The organism is Pectobacterium peruviense (genome assembly GCF_003312355.2).
Taxonomy (GTDB): domain Bacteria; phylum Pseudomonadota; class Gammaproteobacteria; order Enterobacterales; family Enterobacteriaceae; genus Pectobacterium; species Pectobacterium peruviense.
Genome location: NZ_CP161826.1, coordinates 3,773,103 through 3,793,086, shown reverse-complemented (window position 1 = coordinate 3,793,086; position 19,984 = coordinate 3,773,103). Strand labels below are relative to the sequence as shown.

Genomic DNA, 19,984 nt, shown 5'->3' with positions numbered 1-19,984 from the left:
TTTTGCTCCTTGAAACGCAATATAATTCGCGATGCCATGCTGGCTGCCGAGAGCACAATCCGCTGCTACACGCTCGACGGTTTCAGCAACATGGCACGAATGTCATTCATTTAAGCCGCTATCGCGAATAAGTTAAATACCGCGAACCTAAATGAAACCTACTTGAGCACCGTTCAGACGTTATGGATCTTTTGTTGTCTGGCATACCACCTTAACGCGCTGCCATCATTTTTTCCAATGTTGGCGGCAGTCTATCTCCTAACTTGCGTGACGCCACGCATCTTACCGTGCAAGCACGCGGCCTATCGGTCGGTTACTGGCGTGGCAGACGGCCATTTGGCGCGTTAAATGGGGTGTTGCTGCGCCACGGGTTGATGTCCAGCCCGCCGCGCCGGGTGTAACGCGCATAAACGCTGAGTTTTTCCGGCTGGTAGTAGTGCATGAGATCGTTAAAAATTCGCTCCACACACTGTTCGTGAAATTCGTTATGATGACGAAACGAAACAATGTAGCGCAGCAGCGCTTCACGATTAATGCGCTTACCGCGATAGTGAATTTGTACGGAGCCCCAGTCAGGCTGATGGGTGATCAAACAGTTGGATTTCAGCAGGTGGCTGACCAGCGTTTCTTCAACGACCGGCGCATCCTGTTCATTTGTCGCCAGATAGTTGGCGTTGAAGTCGTAGCTGTCGATCTGAATGTCTTGATCGTCAATGCATTCGCCTGTGAATCCGGCAAGCGGTTGACCTTCAAGCTCGCTGAGTTTGAAAAGTGTGACGCTGACGTCTCCCTGTGCGCAGTGCGCCAGATCGTTGGCTAACGTTGTGCGCACGCTTTCCCAACTGTCGAATGTCGTCTGATTAAAGCTGTTCAGATACAGCTTAAAACTTTTTGATTCAATCAGATTCAGGCTTTCTGCGTTAAGGTGCATTTCACCAACGGCCACTTGAGGTACACCGCGGTTGTTCAGCCAGGAAAGCTCGTAGAGCGTCCAGATATCTGCGCCATGAAAAGGCAGGCTGTCAGGATAAATACCGAGTGGATCGCGATTAAGGCTACGTGGCACGGGCTGTAGAAGTGCGGCATCATAGCGGTCGTGATAGGGCGTGGGTTTGCCCAGTGTCAGCCCGCTTAGGGCCTGATGCTTGTCATAAACGGACATGCTGTTACCTTGATGTGATGAGCGTGATGGCTAATAGTTTAACCTGACTAAAAGAGTGATGAGAAAAATTATGGAGCATGAGGTTGTTTCTGCACTAGCGGCGTTTACCCAGCGCTATGTTGCCTGTTGGCAGCAAGAGAAGGGGCATTTGCCTGCCAGTGAAGCACTTTACGGCATACCTTCCCCGTGTATTGTTGAAAATCATGAGGATACGGTTTACTGGTCGCCACAGCCTTTTGCCCTTTCAGCCGCATTGGATGGGGTGGAACGTGCGTTGGAAATCAACCTGCATCCTGATGTTCACGCGTTCTACACTGCGCAATATGCTGGAGATATGGCTGCGCAGTTTGATTCACTCTCTTGCCAACTGTTGCAGGTGTGGAGCGAGGATGACTTCACCCGTATGCAGGAAAACCTGATTGGCCATTTATTAACGCAGAAGCGCCTTAAACTTACGCCGACGCTGTTTTTAGCGACGACGGATTCTGAGATGACAATGGTGTCGTTATGTAATGTTTCAGGGGAAATCGTTCTGGAAGAATTCGGAACGAAGAAACGTCAGCACATAGCGCCGACCCTGGCGGCGTTTCTTTCTGGCCTTAACCCGCTAGCGGTCTAATGGTTAATCGAATTTCACTTTCGGCTTTGTGAGAGATCTCTTACATTTGCTGTAAGAAATGTCTTATCTTTAATGTTGAAAATAGGTTTCATTTTTATTTTTTCATTATTAATTAGTTAATTACAACAAAAATTCACTGTGCTACTTAAGGGGCATTGAGAAACATTGTCACTTACCCCTTGCCGAAAGCTGACAATTAATACATCTTATTACTTAAATTAGTAACCGGTTACAGTGTATGTAACGGTGACTATCGGTAACAAAATAACGTTACTGCACTCGGGTTGTTTTCAGGAAGATGCATTGTTTTCAGGAAGAAACAGTCGTTTCAGGAAGAAGCGCGGTTTTCAGGAAGAAATACGATTTCAGGATGAAATCAGGGACACCTCCAGGAAGGAGACCGAGAGCCGATTAGGAATGTCGGTGGGGCAGGAGCCTAAAGGGATTGAATCACGGAAGATACAGGATGGAAACGTCAGGACGAAAGTGGGACGCCAGCAAGGATTGTGGGTCAGGATGACCAAAAAGGAAAAGTTTTCACGGATGAGCAGGGATGCAAATGTGTAGCGGGATAGCTATAAAACGAACCGGGGGTACTGAGCAATCAGTACCCCCAACTTTTTGCCTGTATGACATGCTTTTCCCTCCCCGAACGCATTGATGTAGTCGCGTTACAAAGAAAAAACACTCCAAACGTTATACCCGGGCTGCAACTGAATGTTGGCGGTGAGCCTGCATCTAGAATTTGCAATTAGTCTGAAATTTTACTAAATTAGTTTTTTGGTAAATTATCGGACTATTTAGCAAAGGAAAACGCAGTGATGAAATTCAATGTAAAAATGCTGTCAGTCACACTTGGCCTGTTTACCAGCCACGCTTTTGCACACACCGTCTATGAAAATGCACGGATTTATACCGTTAATGATCAACAGCCAACGGCGTCAGTTCTGGTCGTGGATCAGGGGAAAATTATCTACGTCGGCGGAAACGATGGTGCGAAGCAATTTAAAGCAACCGCTGCCGAGTTGGTGGATTTAGAGGGAAAAACCGTACTGCCAGGTTTTATTGAAAGTCACGCTCACCCTGCAACGGTAGCGGTGATGCAGGCGGGTGATTTTGTGTATGTTGACGGTGCGGCAAGCCTGACGCAGATTCTGAGCCAGTTAAAAGATTATTTAGCTGCGCACCCGAAAGCTAACTATTTGTTGGCTCAAGGTTTTAACGTTGCCTCGCTCGGCTTGCCACAAGGCGCGTTGCCGACTGCTGCTGATTTAGACACCGTCTCCACGAGTATTCCTATCGTGGTTTATGACAGCGGAATGCACGCAGGATGGGCGAATAGCGCAGCGTTGAAAGTCGCCCACGTCGATGCGAATACGCCCGATCCTATCTCAGGGAAACACTATTTTGAGCGTGATAACAAAGGCAACCCTACAGGCTTCATGCATGAAAGCGCGATGCATAATGTTGTCGACGCGCAGCAATTTAACACGGTAGAAAACGTCGCCGAGCAACTTAAACCGATTTTAAATACCTACCACTCTCTAGGTTTCACCGCGATTACGGATGTCGGCGATACTTTTAGCACGACCGCTGCTGCCATTGCCCGCTTAAACAAGCAGGGGAAATTGAAGGTATATTATCAGCGCGGCTATTTTTATGATGCGGCCAAATCGACGGAACAAAATATTGCCAGCCTTAAAGCCCTGCGTGAAAAATATAACCAGGGGAATTTGTCGATGAATCTGTATAAATTATTTATGGATGGCACGATAGAAATGGACTCAGGGGCGATGTTCAAGCCCTATCCCAATGGCAACATCGTTGAGCCATTTTTAAGCCAGAAGCAGATTAACGACAATGTTGCGGCAGCGTTGAAAGCGGGCTTCTCTGTGCATGTACACGCAATAGGTGATAAAGCGCAGCAGTCGATTTTAGACGCATTTGAGGCTAGCAAAAAAATTAACCCGCATTTGGCTCGCGTGATTGCCCACAACCAAGTGTTTGAGCCGCAGGGTGTGCAGAAATTTGCCGCAATGAAGGACAATTTATTCCTGCAAACGACGCCAAACTGGACGGTGCTCAATGAAAAAGATGAAACTAAAACCAAAATTGGTAGCGATGCCTACAATCATCAATATCTGCTCGGGCAAGTGGTACGCGAGGGCGTCGCGGTAACCTTCGGTTCTGATTATCCCGCTAATACCTTTGATGCGGTGAATCCGTTCAGCCAAATGTATCATGCCATCAAGCGCGGTCAGCCAAATGCTGGCTATCTTCCTCCAACGGATGCGGCAATGACGCTTGATCAAAGTTTGCGGGCTTACACAATTAATGGCGCGAAGCAGCTTGGCATCAGTGATATAACCGGCAGTCTTGAGAAAGGGAAAAATGCCGATTTTATTATTGTGGATACCGATATTGATAACGCGGATCTGGAAAAATTGAAAAATACCAACGTGTTGGCAACCTATTTCAAAGGGGAAAAAGTGTACTAACGTACATCATGTCCACTATAATTCGGCCGCGCGGAAAGGCAGCAACCGAATGAATTCCCCGGAAGCTTGTACAAGCCAGTAACTGGGGAAGTCGTCACGCTGCCGAGTAGAGGAACTGCCGTAGCCCCAATAGCACGAAGCCTATGGATGGGCCGGGAATCATATCAGCGCATCTATCATCCGAAATAGGTCGGATAGATAACGCGGCGATTGGATTTCATTGCCTTGGCGATTTTGAGCAATTAGCCCATTTGTAGGATATTTCATATGCATCGATTAGATGAATTAGGCAGACAACTCAATCACCTCGATAACTTGTTTCAACAATGGATGAAGAAGTTAGGCTTTAATCAAAACGCCTTTGCAGTTCTGCATTCGTTGGCGGTATCCCCAGACGGAAAATGCACGCAAAAATATATTTGTGAGCGATGGAGCCTGCCTAAGCAAACTGTGTTTAGCATCTGCAAGCTATTCAAAGAGCAAGGGTTGATTGACATCACTGAAAGCGAGCATGACAAGCGGGAAAAAATCCTGACGTTAACTGAGCTGGGGAAACAACGCACTCAACCTATTTTGACGCAATCGAAGATATTAAGTGAACGTGCTTTCGGGGCGTTAGGTCAGGAACAAACGCAGCAACTTTTCTCCAATTTAGAGGGATTTTGCAGGGTGTTTGAACAAGAGATGGATAATGTGCCTGGGCGTAGTGAGTAGGCGTACAGCCTTCTCTTACTGGCGATTGGGTCAGGCTGATATCAATGCTATGCTTTGCCGCCATTACTGTTGGCTTCAAGGGCGAGAAACCACATGAGCAGAGAGAATCAGATTCGTCAGTCATTATTCGATATTGAGCGCGCATTGAGGGAAAGCCCTTTCTGGCAGGTTGTTCCGCCGGAAGATGAGGCGTTTAACAGCACTGAGCCCTTCAGCCTCGATACCATGCGGCCTGAAGAGTGGTTGCAGTGGGTCTTTTTGCCGCGCATGCACGCTTTGCTGGACAGCGAGTTAGCGCTGCCTGCCGAGCTGGCTCTGCTCCCCTATTTTGAAGACGCGCTGGAAGGCACCCCGGAACAGACGGCGGCGATTCTTTTGCGTATCAAGCAGCTCGATGAGCTATTTAACCCCGACGTACAAGATGGCGCAGTGAACGATGCTTGAGATTATTTATCAGGATGAGCATCTGGTTGCCGTCAATAAACCCAGTGGCTGGCTGGTGCATCGTAGTTGGCTGGATCGCAAAGAGAAGGTTGTAGTGATGCAGACCGTACGCGATCAGGTTGGCCAGCACGTGTATACCGTTCACCGCCTCGACAGGCCGACATCCGGTGTTTTGCTGCTCGCGCTGTCCAGCGAGGTGGCACGAGCGCTATCCCAGCAGTTTGAATCGCACCAGATGCAAAAAACGTATCATGCCGTTGTGCGCGGCTATGTGCTGGATGATGGTGTGATCGACTATGCGCTCACCGAAGAGCTGGACAAGATTGCCGATAAGTTTGCCAATCCTGATAAAGCGCCGCAGCCTGCCGTCACGCATTACCGTTCTTTAGCGCAGGCTGAGATGCCAGTCGCCATCGGCCGTTATCCAACGGCACGCTACAATTTGATGGAACTAAAGCCGCAGACTGGGCGTAAACATCAGCTACGCCGTCATATGTCACATCTTCACCATCCGATTATCGGCGACACCGCGCACGGTGACTTGCGACATAACCGTGGTATGGAGACGCATTTCTCCTGCGGTAGGCTCATGCTGCATGCCAGCGAGCTACAGCTGAATCATCCCGTGACCGGGCAGCCATTGACGTTGCAGGCACGCTGGGATTCGCCGTGGCAGGGGGTGATGAGGCAGTTTGGCTGGCAGGGGATTCTCCCTGATTTTGAAGGGGTTGAGTTTCCTGCCGAGTCAGGTCAGGATAGCGGGCATCTCGTCGAGTAATACCTGTCGTATTGCCGTCGTATTACGTACATCCGAATTGAAAAGGGAGTCAGAAGCATGGCGCAGATTGGTATTTTTGTGGGTACGGTCTACGGGAATGCATTGCTGGTGGCTGAAGAAGCCGAAAATATTCTCAAGGATCGCGGCCACGAGGTTAAGGTCTTTGAGGATGCGACGCTGGAATCCTGGCTGGACTATCGTGAGCATGCGGTTTTAGTTGTCACGTCAACGACGGGACAAGGCCAACTGCCTGATTCTATTGTTCCGCTTTACGCGGCACTGCGTGAAAAAGGCGGCTATCAGCCTACGCTGCGCTATGGCGTGATTGCGCTGGGCGACAGTAGCTATCCGAATTTCTGCGCAGGCGGCCATATTTTCGATGCGTTATTGCAGGAAATCGGTGCTACGCGTCTGGGTAACGTTTTGGATATTGATGCGGTCGAAAATCCTGAACCTGAAGTCATTTCATGCCCGTGGGTTGAAGAATGGGCAGATTTGGTTGATGCACAGTGATGTCGCGCTGAGATAAAAAACGGGAGCTAATATGGCTCCCGTTTTTATTTGCTTTCCATCATCACGATATGTTTTAACGACGATGAGGTTTAGAGATGATCGTATTTAGCGATTCTTGGTCAACTTCTCTAAATCCGCTTCGATTTCGGTAATTTTGTGGGAAACGACGCTTTCCAAATGACGTAGATCGTCGAGGATTTTGCGCTTCAGATCGACTTCAACCTGTTCCTGTTGGCAAATCTTGTCTAATTCATCAATCACATAACGCAGATTTGGGCTGATCTCATTGATCTCTTTATAGCCCTGCCCACTGTTGTCTGCAACGATGGTCTTGCGCTGGCGTGGATATTTGAATTTCACACTTTTAGCAAAAAACTCGCCCTTATCCTTACGGAAATAGATCTTCAGGATGTCGTTATTCGCTTCCTGACGCAGGCTATAGCGATCAATATCATCGGGATTGGTAATGCCCAGGCTTTTTAGATTGTCATACATAACGTCACCTTCTTGGTAAAAAAACGGCGGGTGATTAACCCGCCGTTTCTAGTTTAGTCGATGGAGCGTAATAGCTCATTGATGCCCACTTTGCCGCGGGTTTTCGCATCCACTTTCTTCACAATGATGGCACAGTACATGCTGTGGCTACCATCCTTGGATGGCAGGTTGCCGGAAACCACGACGGAACCCGCAGGAACGCGGCCATAGTGAATTTCACCGGTTTCACGATCGTAAATACGAGTGCTTTGGCTGATGAACACGCCCATGGAAATGACGGAACCTTCCTCAACGACAACGCCTTCCACCACTTCAGAACGCGCACCGATGAAGCAGTTATCTTCGATGATGGTTGGGTTAGCCTGTAACGGCTCCAGCACGCCACCGATGCCGACGCCACCGGACAGGTGAACGTTTTTACCGATTTGGGCGCAGGAACCGACGGTTACCCACGTATCTACCATCGTACCTTCATCGACATAAGCACCGATGTTGACGTAAGACGGCATCAGTACGGTATTACGTGCGATATAAGCACCGCGACGTACGCTGGCTGGTGGTGCAACACGTACGCCTTCACGCTGGAAACGCGCTTCATCATAGTCAGCGAATTTCATTGGCACTTTGTCGAAAAAGCGAGTTTCTCCGCCTTCGATAAGTTGGTTATCGTTAATACGGAAAGAGAGCAGCACGGCTTTCTTCAGCCACTGATGGGTAACCCATTGGCCGTCGATTTTTTCTGCAACGCGCAGGGCGCCGCTATCCAGCAGGCTAATCGCCTGATTAACGGCTTCACGCGTGACAGTGTCTGCGTTTGCCGGAGTGATGTCTGCGCGGCGCTCGAAAGCCGTCTCAATGATGTTCTGTAATTGTTGGTGCATCCTGATTTCTCTTTCCTGATTGTAAAAATTAACTCAATGGTACTTTATCGTTTGGGTTAAGGGCTTCTGTCAACCGTTCTTGCAATTTAAGACGCAATTCCGGCTTCAATGCCCGCCTGTCGCTGTCGGCCAGGATGAAAAGATCCTCCACCCGTTCGCCGATCGTCGAAATGCGTGCGCCATGCAGCGACAGATTGAGATCGGCAAAGATCTCACCGATTCGTGCCAGCAGCCCTGGTTGGTCAAGTGCGCTGAGCTCCATGTAGCTGCGTCTGTCGGTATGCGTCGGCAGGAAGTTGACTTCGGTTGGCACACTGAAATGACGCAGCTTGGGCGACGGCCGTCGTACGCGCGGATGCTGGTAGTGTCGGTGTGTCAGCGACTGTTCCAGCGCCTGGCGTATCATTTCATGCCGATCCTGTGCCAGCGGACTACCGTCCGGTTCCAGCACAATAAAGGTATCCATCGCCATGCCGTCGCGGCTGGTAAAAATCTGTGCGTCGTGCACGCTGAGATTGCGCCTATCCAGCTCACCGGCGACTGCCGCGAAAAGATAAGGTCTGTCGGGGCTCCAGATAAAGATCTCCGTACCGCCACGACTGGCCTGATGGCTGATCAGCACCAGCGGTTTGTTGGTATCGTGCTCCAGCAAATGGCGCGCGTGCCAGGCAATCTGGTTTGGTGAGTGGCGCAGGAAGTAATCGGCTCGACAGCGGCTCCAGATATGGTGCAGCGCTTCTTCGTCAATGTTATCCATACGCAGTAGCGCCAACGCCTGCAAGCGGTGATGCCGCACACGTTCGCGTAAATCTGGCGTATTTTGCATGCCACGGCGCAGCTGTTTTTCGGTTGCGAAATAGAGTTCACGCAACAGGCTCTGCTTCCAACTGTTCCACAGGGTTTCATTGGTGGCGCAGATATCCGCAACCGTCAGGCTGACCAGATAGCGTAAACGGGTTTCGCTTTGTACTTCCGTAGCAAATTGCTGAATAACCGTGGGATCCTGAATATCGCGACGCTGTGCGGTGACGGACATCAGCAGGTGGCAGCGTACCAGCCAAGACACCAATTGAGCTTCGCGTGAATTCAGTCCGTGCAGCGCGGCAAATTCCAACACATCCTGTGCGCCCAGTTCAGAGTGATCGCCTCCACGGCCTTTGGCGATATCGTGGAACAGTGCGGCCAGCAGCAGCAATTCTGGCTGGGGCAGGCGAGGGTAGAGCTCTACGCACAGCGGGTGCTGCGGTCGCGTATCCTCGTCGGCGAAGCTTTCCAGCTTGAGCAGAACGCGGATCGTGTGCTCATCCACCGTATAGGCGTGAAACAGATCGAACTGCATCTGACCGACGATATTCCCCCACAGCGGCATATACGCCCACAGCACACTATGGCGGTGCATCGGCAGCAACGCACGGCTTACCGCATACGGATGGCGTAGAATATTCATGAATAGCTGGCGGGCTTCTGGAATGGTGCAAAGCGGGCTGGCGAGATGACGACGAGCATGGCGCAACTGGCGTAATGTGGTGGAATAAATGCCGCTGATGTCGCGGTTACGCACCATCAGGTAGAACATGCGCATGATGGCTTCCGGCTTTTTGATGAACAGGTTTTCATCCCGCAGGTCTACCAGATTGCCGCGTAGCTGGAATTCATCGTCAATCGGACGGGGTTTTTCACTCGCATCCAGCGCCAGAATTGCTTCATCAAAGAGCTGCAACAGCATCTGGTTCAACTCGCTGACGCGACGCGTCATGCGGTAGAAATCCTTCATCATGCGCTCTACTGGCGTGTTGCCTTCGCCCTGATATTGCAACAGTTGCGCGACGTTAAGCTGCCTGTCGAACAGCAGACGGTTGTCGTAACGCGGCAGGATCAGGTGTAGGGCGAAGCGAATGCGCCACAAAAAACTTTGGCACTCATTAAGCTCTTTACGCTCGGCCTCTGTCAGAAAGCCGAAACCCACCATCTCGTTGAGCGAGGTCGCGCCAAAGTGGCGTCTTGCGACCCACAGCAGCGTGTGAATGTCGCGTAGCCCGCCCGGACTGCTCTTGATGTCGGGCTCCAGATTGTAGCTGGTGCTGTGATAGCGTTGATGGCGTTCCTGTTGTTCGGTGATTTTTGCCGGAAAAAACGTGGATGACGGCCAAAACTCATCACTGAATACGTTTTTTTGCAGCGTGAGAAACAGGGCTACGTCGCCGCATATCATGCGTGATTCGATCAGATTGGTCGCGACGGAAATGTCTGCACGCCCTTCCTGTAAGCACTCTTCCAGCGTTCTGACGCTATGGCCGACTTCCAGCTTCAAATCCCACAGCAGGGTAATGAATTGGCCGACACGCTGGGAATGTTCTTCACTAAGCGCTGTCTGGCTTAACACCAGTACGTCGATATCTGAAAGCGGGTGCAGTTCGCCGCGGCCATATCCACCAACGGCGACCAGCGAAGTTTGAGCAATATTTTCAAAGCCGTGGAAGTACCACAGCCGCTGCAACAGGCGATCGATGAATAAGGTTCTAGCATCAATCAGCTTTTCTGCGCTGACACCAGAACGGAATTCTGAACCGAGCCAAAGCTGAAATAATTCCAATTGCTGTTTCAACGCCTGGCAATTCAACATGTCATCAGCGTAGGTCAGTGGTGACGCGGGGGGCTGTGTTGCCGCAATGGCATTTACAGGGCTGTCTGGTGAGGAAGCATCAGGTGGCGTACTGTCTGGCGAAAAGCGTTTATCTGTCATAGCGCAGCCCATAAAAAAAGCCGGCATCTGCCGGCTTAGTGTTTACTGTTCATGCGTGATGATGTTGGGGATGGTGTCATCCTTTCGCAACGTCATTATTTCGCAGCCGTTTTCGGTTACCACAATAGTATGCTCGTACTGTGCCGACAAGCTGCGATCTTTGGTTTTTACCGTCCAGCCGTCTTTCATCGTACGGATACGGAAATCACCCGCGTTGAGCATAGGCTCGATCGTAAATGCCATACCTGCCTGCAACACAACGCCACCGTCATCTGCATCGTAGTGCAGAACCTGCGGCTCTTCGTGGAAGCCCTTGCCGATGCCGTGACCACAATACTCACGTACCACGGAGAAGTTGTGCCCTTCTGCAAATTGCTGGATTGCTTTGCCCAGCGTACGCAGGCGAATACCCGGCTTAACCATTTTCAGCGCCAGATAAAGGCTTTCCTGCGTGATGCGGCAGAGACGTTCGCCCAGAATGGTTGGTTTGCCAGCGATAAACATTGTTGACGTATCGCCGTGGAAACCGTCTTTGATCACGGTGACGTCGATGTTGACGATATCGCCATCTTTTAAAATACGCTCGTCGCTAGGGATCCCATGGCATACCACTTCGTTGATGGAGATGCAGACGGATTTCGGGAAGCCGTGGTAGCCCAAACAAGCAGAAATGGCCTGCTGCTTATTGGTGATGTGATCGTGACAGATTCTGTCTAATTCGGCGGTGCTCACGCCGGGTACCACGTGAGGTTCGATGATTTCCAGAACTTCGGCAGCTAGACGACCCGCTACGCGCATTTTTTCGATGTCTTCAGAGGTTTTAATTGAAATTGCCATTGATGATTGTCCGCAGGTGCCTGTTAAGCACGAAAATTAAGAGCGATAACTAATAACTTATGTTACCAGCCCTGCCGCTGGCTTGCCAAATTATCATTCGGATTAGTAGATTGGCGAATAACAAATGTTGGTGTCGCAGGCTGATTTATGGTATAAAGCGCGCCGATGATCCGGCTGGATATCGGTTATACGGTATTCAACCACATCGACTAAACTCACTTTGTGTAAATAACACACACATGTCGGCACGTTCGCCGGGGTGCTCCTGAGGTGTTTCACCGGATGGGGTCGGCGCAATGGGACATGTGGAGGCATAACCCCATACTTAATTAATAGAGGTAATCATGGCAACTGTTTCCATGCGCGATATGCTCAAGGCTGGCGTACACTTTGGTCACCAGACCCGTTACTGGAACCCGAAAATGAAGCCATTCATCTTCGGTGCGCGTAACAAAGTTCACATCATCAACCTTGAAAAAACTGTACCAATGTTCAACGACGCTCTGGCTGAGTTGAGCAAAATTGCTTCTCGCAAAGGCAAAATTCTGTTCGTTGGTACTAAGCGCGCAGCAAGCGAAGCGGTAAAAGATTCTGCTAACAACTGCGATCAGTTCTTCGTGAACCATCGTTGGTTGGGCGGCATGCTGACTAACTGGAAAACCGTTCGTCAGTCCATCAAGCGTTTGAAAGATCTGGAAATCCAATCTCAAGACGGCACGTTCGACAAGCTGACCAAAAAAGAGGCGCTGATGCGCACTCGTGAACTGGACAAGCTGGAAAACAGCCTGGGTGGTATCAAAGATATGGGTGGCTTGCCAGACGCGCTGTTCGTTATCGATGCTGATCACGAGCACATCGCAATCAAAGAAGCTAACAACCTGGGTATTCCGGTATTCGCTGTGGTTGATACCAACTCTGATCCAGATGGCGTTGACTTCATCATCCCTGGTAACGATGACGCAATCCGTGCAGTTAACCTGTACCTGAGCGCTGTTGCTACTGCTGTCCGCGAAGGCCGTTCTCAAGATCTGGCTGTGCAGGCAGAAGAAGGCTTAGTAGAAGCTGAATAATAAGTCTGGCTCGTCGAGCCCTTATTAACCAGGTAGTACTAGTTTGGTTAGGGGCCTTTTTATGGCCCCTTTTTCACTTTTAAAGCTGTTTGGTCGTGACGACCGGGCAGAACAAATCTTCCGAGGATTTTAGAATGGCTGAAATTACCGCATCCCTGGTAAAAGAGCTGCGTGAGCGTACCGCAGCAGGCATGATGGAATGTAAGAAAGCGCTGGTTGAAGCTAACGGCGACATCGAGCTTGCAATCGAAAACATGCGTAAATCCGGTGCGATCAAAGCAGCGAAGAAAGCAGGTAACGTTGCTGCTGACGGCGTAATCAAGACTAAGATCGACGGTAACTACGCTGTGATTCTGGAAGTTAACTGCCAGACTGACTTCGTTGCTAAAGATGGTGGTTTCCAGGCGTTTGCTGACAAAGTTCTGGATGCTGCGGTTGCAGGCAAAATCACTGATGTTGACGTGTTGAAAGCACAGTTCGAAGAAGAGCGTGTTGCACTGGTTGCTAAAATCGGTGAGAACATCAACATCCGTCGCGTTTCCGCTCTGGAAGGCGAAGTTCTGGGTAACTACCAACACGGTGCGCGCATCGGTGTTCTGGTTGCCGCTAAAGGCGCTGATGAAGAGCTGGTTAAACACCTGGCTATGCACGTTGCTGCAAGCAAGCCTGAATTCGTTAAGCCAGAAGATGTGTCTGCTGAAGTGGTAGAGAAAGAGTACCAGGTTCAGTTGGAAATCGCGATGCAGTCTGGCAAGCCGAAAGAAATCGCAGAGAAAATGGTTGAAGGCCGTATGAAGAAATTCACTGGCGAAGTTTCTCTGACTGGCCAGCCTTTCGTTATGGATCCAGCCAAGTCTGTTGGCCAACTGCTGAAAGAGCACAACGCTGACGTGACTAACTTCATCCGTTTCGAAGTGGGTGAAGGCATTGAGAAAGTTGAGACTGACTTTGCTGCTGAAGTTGCAGCGATGAGTAAGCAGTCTTAATAGTAAAAAAAGAGCCGCCAGTTGGCGGTTCCTTTTTATTCAGCCCCACGAGTTTTAGTTCGCTTGGCTTCCTGCATTCAGGCAGGATCTGGGTGGAACAGTTTTGATTTTTACAGTATTGATTTATACAACCCCCCCAATACCACGACAGCCTGTAGGATAAGAACACCATGGCAACCAATGCAAAACCCGTCTATCAACGAATCCTGCTGAAACTCAGTGGCGAAGCTTTACAGGGAACTGAAGGTTTTGGTATCGATGCGAGCATTCTGGATCGCATGGCTCAGGAAGTGAAAGAACTGGTTGAGTTAGGCATTCAGGTCGGTGTAGTTATCGGCGGTGGTAACCTGTTTCGTGGCGCGGGTCTGGCTAAAGCGGGTATGAACCGCGTTGTGGGCGACCACATGGGAATGCTGGCGACCGTCATGAATGGTCTGGCAATGCGTGATGCGTTGCACCGTGCCTATGTGAACGCTCGCCTGATGTCTGCGATTCCCCTGAATGGCGTCTGTGACAACTACAGCTGGGCGGAAGCGATCAGCCTGCTGCGTAATAATCGCGTAGTGATTTTCTCCGCTGGGACAGGTAACCCGTTCTTTACCACGGATTCTGCGGCTTGCTTGCGCGGCATTGAGATTGAAGCGGATGTCGTATTGAAAGCGACCAAAGTCGATGGCGTCTATTCTGCCGATCCAGTACAAGATCCTTCAGCGACGATGTATGAAACGCTGACCTATCAAGACGTGTTAGAACGTGAACTGAAAGTGATGGATCTTGCTGCGTTCACGCTGGCACGCGACCATAATTTGCCGATCCGTGTTTTCAACATGAACAAACCTGGCGCACTGCGTCGTGTTGTCATGGGTGAAAAAGAAGGGACGTTGATTAGTCAGTAACTCAAATTATGGGGTAATATATCCCCAGTATTGCGCCTATGCCAGCCGAGCGCTGGCATTAATTATTCACTGGGTCATGTACTGACATGGCCTGCCAGGCAACCAGTTTTCAAGGGTTCACAACGTGACTAATGAAATCAGAAAAGATGCTGAAACGCGCATGGACAAATGTGTTGAAGCGTTTAAAAACCAGATCAACAGAATCCGTACCGGCCGTGCATCGCCTAGTATTCTGGATGGCATTCAGGTTGAATACTATGGCAGCGCAACGCCATTGCGCCAACTCGCTAACATCGTGGTAGAAGATTCCCGTACGCTGGCGATTTCGGTATTCGATCGCTCACTTAGCCCAGCGGTTGAGAAAGCGATCATGGCCTCCGACCTCGGCCTGAACCCGTCTTCTGCTGGCACCGTAATTCGTGTTCCATTGCCACCTCTGACGGAAGAACGTCGTAAAGATCTGATCAAAGTCGTCCGTGGCGAAGCAGAACAGGGGCGTATCTCTGTACGCAACGTGCGCCGTGATGCTAACGACAAGTTTAAAGCACTGTTGAAAGACAAAGCGATCAGTGAAGATGAAGAACGTCGTGCTCAGGACGATGTGCAGAAATTGACCGACAACTTCATTAAGAAAGTGGACGTCGCACTGGCAGAAAAAGAAGCGGAGCTGATGGAGTTCTAATCAGCCTGTTGGATATTGCGCCGCAGGATGTTTTTTCCGGCGGCGCTTTATTTTTATATAATGCGTGTTATGTAATCAATGGGTGAAGGCCAGCCCCTCTGGGTAGTAAACAATTTTTTGCTGTGCATATACCTGTGGCTATCGTGACTGTGATCGATAGCAGAGATATATCATGGTAATCCTCTCAGACTCGTGTACCTTCCTGTCATCAAATCCGGTTATTCAGAGCATTTTTAATGAAGCAACTGACAATTCTTGGTTCCACTGGCTCTATTGGCGTCAGTTCTCTGGCTGTGATTAAAGCCAACCCCGATAAATTTGCCGTACGCGCGCTATCCGCTGGGTATAACGTCAAGCTTATGCTGGAACAGTGCCTCGCTTTCCAACCCGCCTATGCCTCAATGGCTGATGAAACCTCAGCTGCTGCTCTGCGCCAGCAGTTGGCGGAATACGGTTGCAAAACAGAGGTCCTGGCGGGAGAACAGGCGGCGTGCGAACTTGCTGCATTGGATGGTGTCGATCAGGTCATGGCTGCGATTGTTGGTGCGGCTGGGCTGTTGCCGACGCTGGCGGCAATCCATGCCGGAAAACAGGTTTTGTTGGCGAATAAAGAATCACTGGTTACCTGCGGGCGTCTCTTTATGGATGCCGTCGCGCAAAGTGGTGCGCAGCTTTTACCGATTGATAGCGAACATAATGCGATTTTTCAGAGTTTACCTGAGCAAATTCAGCGCCAATTAGGCTACGCTTCATTGTCGCAGCATGGGGTCGAACGTATTGTTTTGACTGGCTCCGGTGGGCCGTTTCGTGAAACTCCTGTGTCGGCGCTGGCAGACATGACACCGGATCAGGCGTGTGCGCATCCAAATTGGTCAATGGGGCGCAAAATTTCGGTTGATTCTGCCACGATGATGAATAAAGGGCTGGAGTATATCGAAGCGCGCTGGTTGTTTAATGCCTCTGCCGAACAGATGGAAGTCATTATTCATCCGCAGTCGGTGATTCACTCGATGGTGCGTTACCGTGATGGCAGCATTCTGGCGCAACTCGGTTCGCCCGATATGCGCACGCCGATTGCTCATGCAATGGCTTATCCCGAACGTGTGGCATCGGGTGCAAAAGCGTTAGATTTTTGCCAAATTGGCGCGCTGACATTTTTAGCACCGGACTATGCGCGCTATCCTTGTTTGCAGTTGGCGATTGATGCCTGCAATCACGGTCAGTCAGCCACTACGGCATTGAACGCCGCAAATGAAATTGCGGTGGCAGCATTTTTGCAGTCGCAGATACGCTTTACGGATATCGCGGCGGTAAATCAGCATGTTATTGAACAACTTACATTGCCAGAACCCACCAGTGTTGATGATGTTTTGTCCATCGACAGCTGGGCTAGACAGGTCGCAGCACAGACCCTGACACATTACGCGCGATAGCCGGATAGACCCATGGCACAATTTGTTCATGTGCGGTGGAGGTGGTATAGTCTGCGCCACTCAATGGTTGATTATGCGAAAGTTGTTTAATCGACCGTGAAGCTAAGCCGTGATCGTTCACGGCTTTTTTTGCGCTAACGGGGTCTGATGTTACGGAAGGACTGTTGTATTTCTTGCTTGAGGAAATAAGTACGCGTTATGCCGTCCGATAATCAAAAGAATACTAACGATCTGCCACTCGCCGGGCCACGGCATGTTGCCATCATCATGGATGGCAATGGTCGCTGGGCAAAAAGCCGGGGGAAGATGCGGATTTTTGGCCATCAGGCTGGTGTAAAGGCTGTGCGACGTTCAGTCAGCTTCGCGGTGAGCCAAGGGCTGGACGCACTGACACTTTACGCATTTAGCAGTGAAAACTGGAACCGTCCGGCGCAGGAAGTTTCCGCACTCATGGAGCTGTTTGTTCGAGCGCTGGACAGCGAAGTGAAAAGTCTGCATAAGCACAATGTTCGCTTGCGGGTGATTGGTGATATCGGCCGCTTCAGCCCGCGTTTACAAGAGCGAATCCGTCGTTCAGAAGTGCTGACAGAAAAGAATCAGGGGCTCACACTGAATATTGCCGCGAATTATGGCGGCCGTTGGGATATTATTCAGGGAGTACGGCAACTTGCAGAGCAGGTGCAGGAAGGCATTCTGCGCCCTGATAGCATTAATGAAGCGTCATTATGTCAGTATATCTGTCTGAATGATCTGGCTCCGGTTGATTTGGTGATCAGAACCGGTGGAGAACACCGCATCAGTAATTTTCTTCTGTGGCAAATTGCTTATGCTGAACTTTACTTTACTGATGTCCTCTGGCCTGATTTCGATGAACAAGTCTTTGAAGGTGCGCTGAATGCTTTTGCACAACGCGAGCGCCGCTTCGGGGGAACAACACCTATCGATGCTGATGCATCCTAGGGGGAACTTTTGCTGAAGTATCGCCTGATTACTGCTTTTATCTTGATTCCGATGGTTATTGCAGCGCTGTTCTTGCTGCCTCCTTTGGGATTCACGCTTGTTACGTTGGCTGTTTGTATGCTGGCGGCATGGGAATGGGGTCAATTGGCGGGGTTTGCCTCTTATGGTCAACGCCTATGGCTCGCGATCCTATGTGGTTTCTTGCTGGCGCTGATGCTGTTATCACTCCCAGCCTACCATTACTCCGTTCATATCCCGCAAATCAGTATTGCGCTCTGGTCATCACTGGTGTGGTGGGGTGTTGCGCTGTTTTTGGTTCTGTTCTATCCGGCTTCTGCCTCATTCTGGCGTCATTCACGCGCATTGCGGCTTGTGTTTGGCATCATGACGATCGTGCCGTTTTTCTGGGGCATGGTTGCGCTTCGTCATTACAATTACGCGATTAATCCTTTCGCTGGTGCCTGGTGGCTGCTGTACGTCATGCTGCTGGTCTGGGGTGCGGACAGCGGTGCCTACATGTTTGGCAAACTGTTTGGTAAGCGGAAACTCGCGCCAAAAGTCTCGCCTGGCAAAACCTGGGAAGGTTTTCTCGGTGGCCTGGCAACCTCAGCGCTCATCTCTTTGCTGTTTAGCCTCTATGCCCCATTAACGATAGCGCCAGTGACGTTACTGATCTGTTCTATCGCCGCTGCGTTGGCCTCGGTATTGGGGGATTTGACGGAAAGCATGTTCAAACGTGAGGCGGGCATCAAAGACAGTAGCCATTTGATTCCGGGGCATGGTGGTGTGCTCGATCGTATCGATAGCCTGACGGCTGCGGTTCCTGTGTTCTCTTGCCTGATGCTGCTGCTGTTTAAAGTGGCTTAGAATAAAGCGGTAGAGCTATTTATGTTGAGTTTTCTCTGGAATCTTGCCGCGTTTATCATCGCACTGGGTGTGTTGGTTACCGTCCATGAATTTGGACATTTTTGGGTGGCCCGTCGCTGTGGTGTGAAGGTGGAGCGCTTCTCTGTCGGCTTCGGTCGCGCACTATGGCGTCACCGTGATCGTACCGGTACGGAATTCGTCATTGCGCTGATCCCGCTTGGCGGCTACGTGAAGATGCTGGATGAGCGTGTCGACACCGTAGCACCAGAATTCCGCCACCAATCCTTTAACAGTAAAACGGTCTGGCAGCGCGCGGCTATCGTCAGCGCGGGTCCGATTGCCAATTTTCTGTTTGCCATTGTGGCGTACTGGTTGGTGTTTATTATCGGCGTGCCGGGTGTGCGTCCGGTAGTGGGTGAAATACTACCCAACTCCATTGCTGCGCAAGCGGAAATGTCGGCGGGAATGGAACTAAAGTCCGTTGATGGTATCGAAACGCCTGATTGGGATACCGCGCGTCTGGCGCTGATCGGTAAAATCGGCGATAGCGATGTCGTGATCGGAACCGCACCTTTGGGCTCAGACCGTGTCGTCCAGAAAACGCTGGATTTACGTGAGTGGCAGTTTGAGCCTGATAAGCAAGATCCGGCTTCCTCGCTTGGGATTATCCCGCGCGGTCCGCGAATTGAGCCAGTGTTGCAGCAGGTGCAGGCAGGCTCGGCAGCGGAAAAAGCAGGTTTGCAAGTCGGAGATAGGATCGTTAAAGTCGACGGGCAGGCGCTAGCGCATTGGCGTGATTTTGTCATCGCCGTGCGTGATAACCCCGGGCAATCTATTGCTCTGGAGGTGGATCGACACGGTGCAGCGGTACCGTTGACGTTAACGCCAGACAGAAAATCTGTGGGAAGTGGCAGAGTTGAAGGTCTGGCTGGCGTGATGCCAAGCGTGACGCCGCTGCCTGAAGAATACAGGACTGTGCGCCAGTATGGGCCGTTCAGTGCTGCCTATCAGGCAACAGATAAAACCTGGCAACTGATGAAATTGACCGTCAGTATGTTAGGGAAACTGGTTATGGGTGATGTTAAGCTGAATAACCTGAGTGGTCCCATTTCGATTGCTCAGGGTGCAGGAATGTCAGCAGATTATGGATTGATTTATTACCTGATGTTTTTGGCCTTAATCAGCGTCAATTTGGGGATCATCAATCTGTTCCCTCTGCCGGTATTGGATGGTGGACACCTGCTCTTTCTTGCGGTTGAAAAGCTGAAGGGCAGGCCGGTTTCTGAGCGTGTGCAGGACGTTAGCTATCGCATTGGTACAGTGTTGCTGATGTTGTTAATGGGACTCGCACTTTTCAATGATTTCTCTCGTCTCTAGGCGCGGGATTAGGTTAGGAAAAACGCATA

19 protein-coding genes are annotated in these 19,984 nt (G+C 50.5%); 14 read left to right on the top strand and 5 right to left on the bottom strand.

Annotated features, from left to right (window positions below; genetic code table 11):
• Positions 1–313 precede the first annotated feature (313 nt).
• Complete coding sequence (gene queF / locus DUT67_RS17115; protein WP_113627647.1) at positions 314–1,162, bottom strand: NADPH-dependent 7-cyano-7-deazaguanine reductase QueF; 849 nt, start codon at positions 1,160–1,162, stop codon at positions 314–316.
• A 70-nt stretch (positions 1,163–1,232) separates the two neighbouring features.
• Here queF and syd point away from each other — a divergent pair, with 70 nt between their 5' ends.
• The 6 genes from syd (at position 1,233) to DUT67_RS17085 (ending at position 6,728) form a co-directional block, all read left to right on the top strand.
• A complete protein-coding gene (syd, locus tag DUT67_RS17110; RefSeq protein ID WP_113627646.1) occupies positions 1,233–1,781 on the top strand; it encodes a SecY-interacting protein in 549 nt (182 codons plus the stop codon).
• An 821-nt stretch (positions 1,782–2,602) separates the two neighbouring features.
• Positions 2,603–4,279: an amidohydrolase gene (locus tag DUT67_RS17105; RefSeq protein ID WP_113627645.1), complete on the top strand. Its 1,677-nt coding sequence runs from the start codon at positions 2,603–2,605 to the stop codon at positions 4,277–4,279.
• A 267-nt stretch (positions 4,280–4,546) separates the two neighbouring features.
• On the top strand, positions 4,547–4,993 hold the full coding sequence (locus DUT67_RS17100) for a MarR family winged helix-turn-helix transcriptional regulator (protein ID WP_048259045.1): 447 nt from the start codon (positions 4,547–4,549) through the stop codon (positions 4,991–4,993).
• Between the two features lie 93 nt (positions 4,994–5,086).
• Positions 5,087–5,437, top strand: coding sequence for a YqcC family protein (locus DUT67_RS17095; RefSeq protein ID WP_048259046.1), 351 nt, complete (start codon positions 5,087–5,089; stop codon positions 5,435–5,437).
• A complete protein-coding gene (gene truC / locus DUT67_RS17090) occupies positions 5,430–6,215 on the top strand; it encodes a tRNA pseudouridine(65) synthase TruC (RefSeq protein WP_113627644.1) in 786 nt (261 codons plus the stop codon). The genes DUT67_RS17095 and truC overlap by 8 nt, the downstream gene beginning before the upstream one ends.
• Before the next feature lie 57 nt (positions 6,216–6,272).
• A complete protein-coding gene (locus tag DUT67_RS17085) occupies positions 6,273–6,728 on the top strand; it encodes a flavodoxin (protein WP_113627643.1) in 456 nt (151 codons plus the stop codon).
• Between the two features lie 105 nt (positions 6,729–6,833).
• Here DUT67_RS17085 and DUT67_RS17080 read toward each other — a convergent pair whose 3' ends face one another.
• Genes DUT67_RS17080 through map form a run of 4 tightly spaced genes read right to left on the bottom strand, consistent with a single transcriptional unit; the run spans position 6,834 to position 11,684 of the window.
• Positions 6,834–7,223 (bottom strand): DUF3461 family protein, encoded by a 390-nt coding sequence (locus DUT67_RS17080; protein WP_011092626.1) that lies wholly within the window; start codon positions 7,221–7,223, stop codon positions 6,834–6,836.
• Positions 7,224–7,276: 53 nt separating this feature from the next.
• Positions 7,277–8,104 (bottom strand): 2,3,4,5-tetrahydropyridine-2,6-dicarboxylate N-succinyltransferase, encoded by an 828-nt coding sequence (dapD, locus tag DUT67_RS17075; protein ID WP_039301345.1) that lies wholly within the window; start codon positions 8,102–8,104, stop codon positions 7,277–7,279.
• A gap of 28 nt (positions 8,105–8,132) precedes the next feature.
• Positions 8,133–10,847: a bifunctional uridylyltransferase/uridylyl-removing protein GlnD gene (gene glnD / locus DUT67_RS17070; RefSeq protein ID WP_113632075.1), complete on the bottom strand. Its 2,715-nt coding sequence runs from the start codon at positions 10,845–10,847 to the stop codon at positions 8,133–8,135.
• A gap of 42 nt (positions 10,848–10,889) precedes the next feature.
• A complete protein-coding gene (gene map, locus DUT67_RS17065; RefSeq protein WP_048259053.1) occupies positions 10,890–11,684 on the bottom strand; it encodes a type I methionyl aminopeptidase in 795 nt (264 codons plus the stop codon).
• Positions 11,685–12,028: 344 nt separating this feature from the next.
• On the opposite strand from map, the gene rpsB reads away from it, so the two are divergent.
• The 8 genes from rpsB (at position 12,029) to rseP (ending at position 19,955) form a co-directional block, all read left to right on the top strand.
• Positions 12,029–12,754 carry a 30S ribosomal protein S2 gene (gene rpsB, locus DUT67_RS17060; RefSeq protein ID WP_039301351.1) on the top strand — a complete coding sequence of 242 codons (726 nt, stop codon included), beginning with the start codon at positions 12,029–12,031 and terminating at the stop codon, positions 12,752–12,754.
• Between the two features lie 134 nt (positions 12,755–12,888).
• A complete protein-coding gene (tsf, locus tag DUT67_RS17055; protein ID WP_010296401.1) occupies positions 12,889–13,740 on the top strand; it encodes a translation elongation factor Ts in 852 nt (283 codons plus the stop codon).
• Between the two features lie 170 nt (positions 13,741–13,910).
• Positions 13,911–14,636, top strand: coding sequence for a UMP kinase (gene pyrH / locus DUT67_RS17050; protein ID WP_005975910.1), 726 nt, complete (start codon positions 13,911–13,913; stop codon positions 14,634–14,636).
• 124 nt (positions 14,637–14,760) lie between these two features.
• Positions 14,761–15,318 (top strand): ribosome recycling factor, encoded by a 558-nt coding sequence (gene frr / locus DUT67_RS17045; RefSeq protein ID WP_048259055.1) that lies wholly within the window; start codon positions 14,761–14,763, stop codon positions 15,316–15,318.
• Positions 15,319–15,554: 236 nt separating this feature from the next.
• Complete coding sequence (gene ispC, locus DUT67_RS17040) at positions 15,555–16,751, top strand: 1-deoxy-D-xylulose-5-phosphate reductoisomerase (protein WP_113632049.1); 1,197 nt, start codon at positions 15,555–15,557, stop codon at positions 16,749–16,751.
• A 198-nt stretch (positions 16,752–16,949) separates the two neighbouring features.
• Entirely contained in the window at positions 16,950–17,711 is a 762-nt protein-coding gene (gene ispU, locus DUT67_RS17035; protein WP_048259057.1) for a (2E,6E)-farnesyl-diphosphate-specific ditrans,polycis-undecaprenyl-diphosphate synthase, read from the top strand.
• 9 nt (positions 17,712–17,720) lie between these two features.
• Positions 17,721–18,578 (top strand): phosphatidate cytidylyltransferase, encoded by an 858-nt coding sequence (gene cdsA, locus DUT67_RS17030; RefSeq protein WP_048259058.1) that lies wholly within the window; start codon positions 17,721–17,723, stop codon positions 18,576–18,578.
• A 21-nt stretch (positions 18,579–18,599) separates the two neighbouring features.
• Entirely contained in the window at positions 18,600–19,955 is a 1,356-nt protein-coding gene (rseP, locus tag DUT67_RS17025) for a sigma E protease regulator RseP (protein ID WP_113627639.1), read from the top strand.
• Positions 19,956–19,984: the final 29 nt, after the last annotated feature.

Coding starts and splice junctions, on each gene's coding strand:
- queF (WP_113627647.1), bottom strand. CDS start 1,162: ATGTCCGTTTATGACAAGCATCAGGCCCTAAGCGGGCTGACACTGGGC.
- syd (WP_113627646.1), top strand. CDS start 1,233: ATGGAGCATGAGGTTGTTTCTGCACTAGCGGCGTTTACCCAGCGCTAT.
- DUT67_RS17105 (WP_113627645.1), top strand. CDS start 2,603: ATGAAATTCAATGTAAAAATGCTGTCAGTCACACTTGGCCTGTTTACC.
- DUT67_RS17100 (WP_048259045.1), top strand. CDS start 4,547: ATGCATCGATTAGATGAATTAGGCAGACAACTCAATCACCTCGATAAC.
- DUT67_RS17095 (WP_048259046.1), top strand. CDS start 5,087: ATGAGCAGAGAGAATCAGATTCGTCAGTCATTATTCGATATTGAGCGC.
- truC (WP_113627644.1), top strand. CDS start 5,430: ATGCTTGAGATTATTTATCAGGATGAGCATCTGGTTGCCGTCAATAAA.
- DUT67_RS17085 (WP_113627643.1), top strand. CDS start 6,273: ATGGCGCAGATTGGTATTTTTGTGGGTACGGTCTACGGGAATGCATTG.
- DUT67_RS17080 (WP_011092626.1), bottom strand. CDS start 7,223: ATGTATGACAATCTAAAAAGCCTGGGCATTACCAATCCCGATGATATT.
- dapD (WP_039301345.1), bottom strand. CDS start 8,104: ATGCACCAACAATTACAGAACATCATTGAGACGGCTTTCGAGCGCCGC.
- glnD (WP_113632075.1), bottom strand. CDS start 10,847: ATGACAGATAAACGCTTTTCGCCAGACAGTACGCCACCTGATGCTTCC.
- map (WP_048259053.1), bottom strand. CDS start 11,684: ATGGCAATTTCAATTAAAACCTCTGAAGACATCGAAAAAATGCGCGTA.
- rpsB (WP_039301351.1), top strand. CDS start 12,029: ATGGCAACTGTTTCCATGCGCGATATGCTCAAGGCTGGCGTACACTTT.
- tsf (WP_010296401.1), top strand. CDS start 12,889: ATGGCTGAAATTACCGCATCCCTGGTAAAAGAGCTGCGTGAGCGTACC.
- pyrH (WP_005975910.1), top strand. CDS start 13,911: ATGGCAACCAATGCAAAACCCGTCTATCAACGAATCCTGCTGAAACTC.
- ispC (WP_113632049.1), top strand. CDS start 15,555: ATGAAGCAACTGACAATTCTTGGTTCCACTGGCTCTATTGGCGTCAGT.
- ispU (WP_048259057.1), top strand. CDS start 16,950: ATGCCGTCCGATAATCAAAAGAATACTAACGATCTGCCACTCGCCGGG.
- rseP (WP_113627639.1), top strand. CDS start 18,600: ATGTTGAGTTTTCTCTGGAATCTTGCCGCGTTTATCATCGCACTGGGT.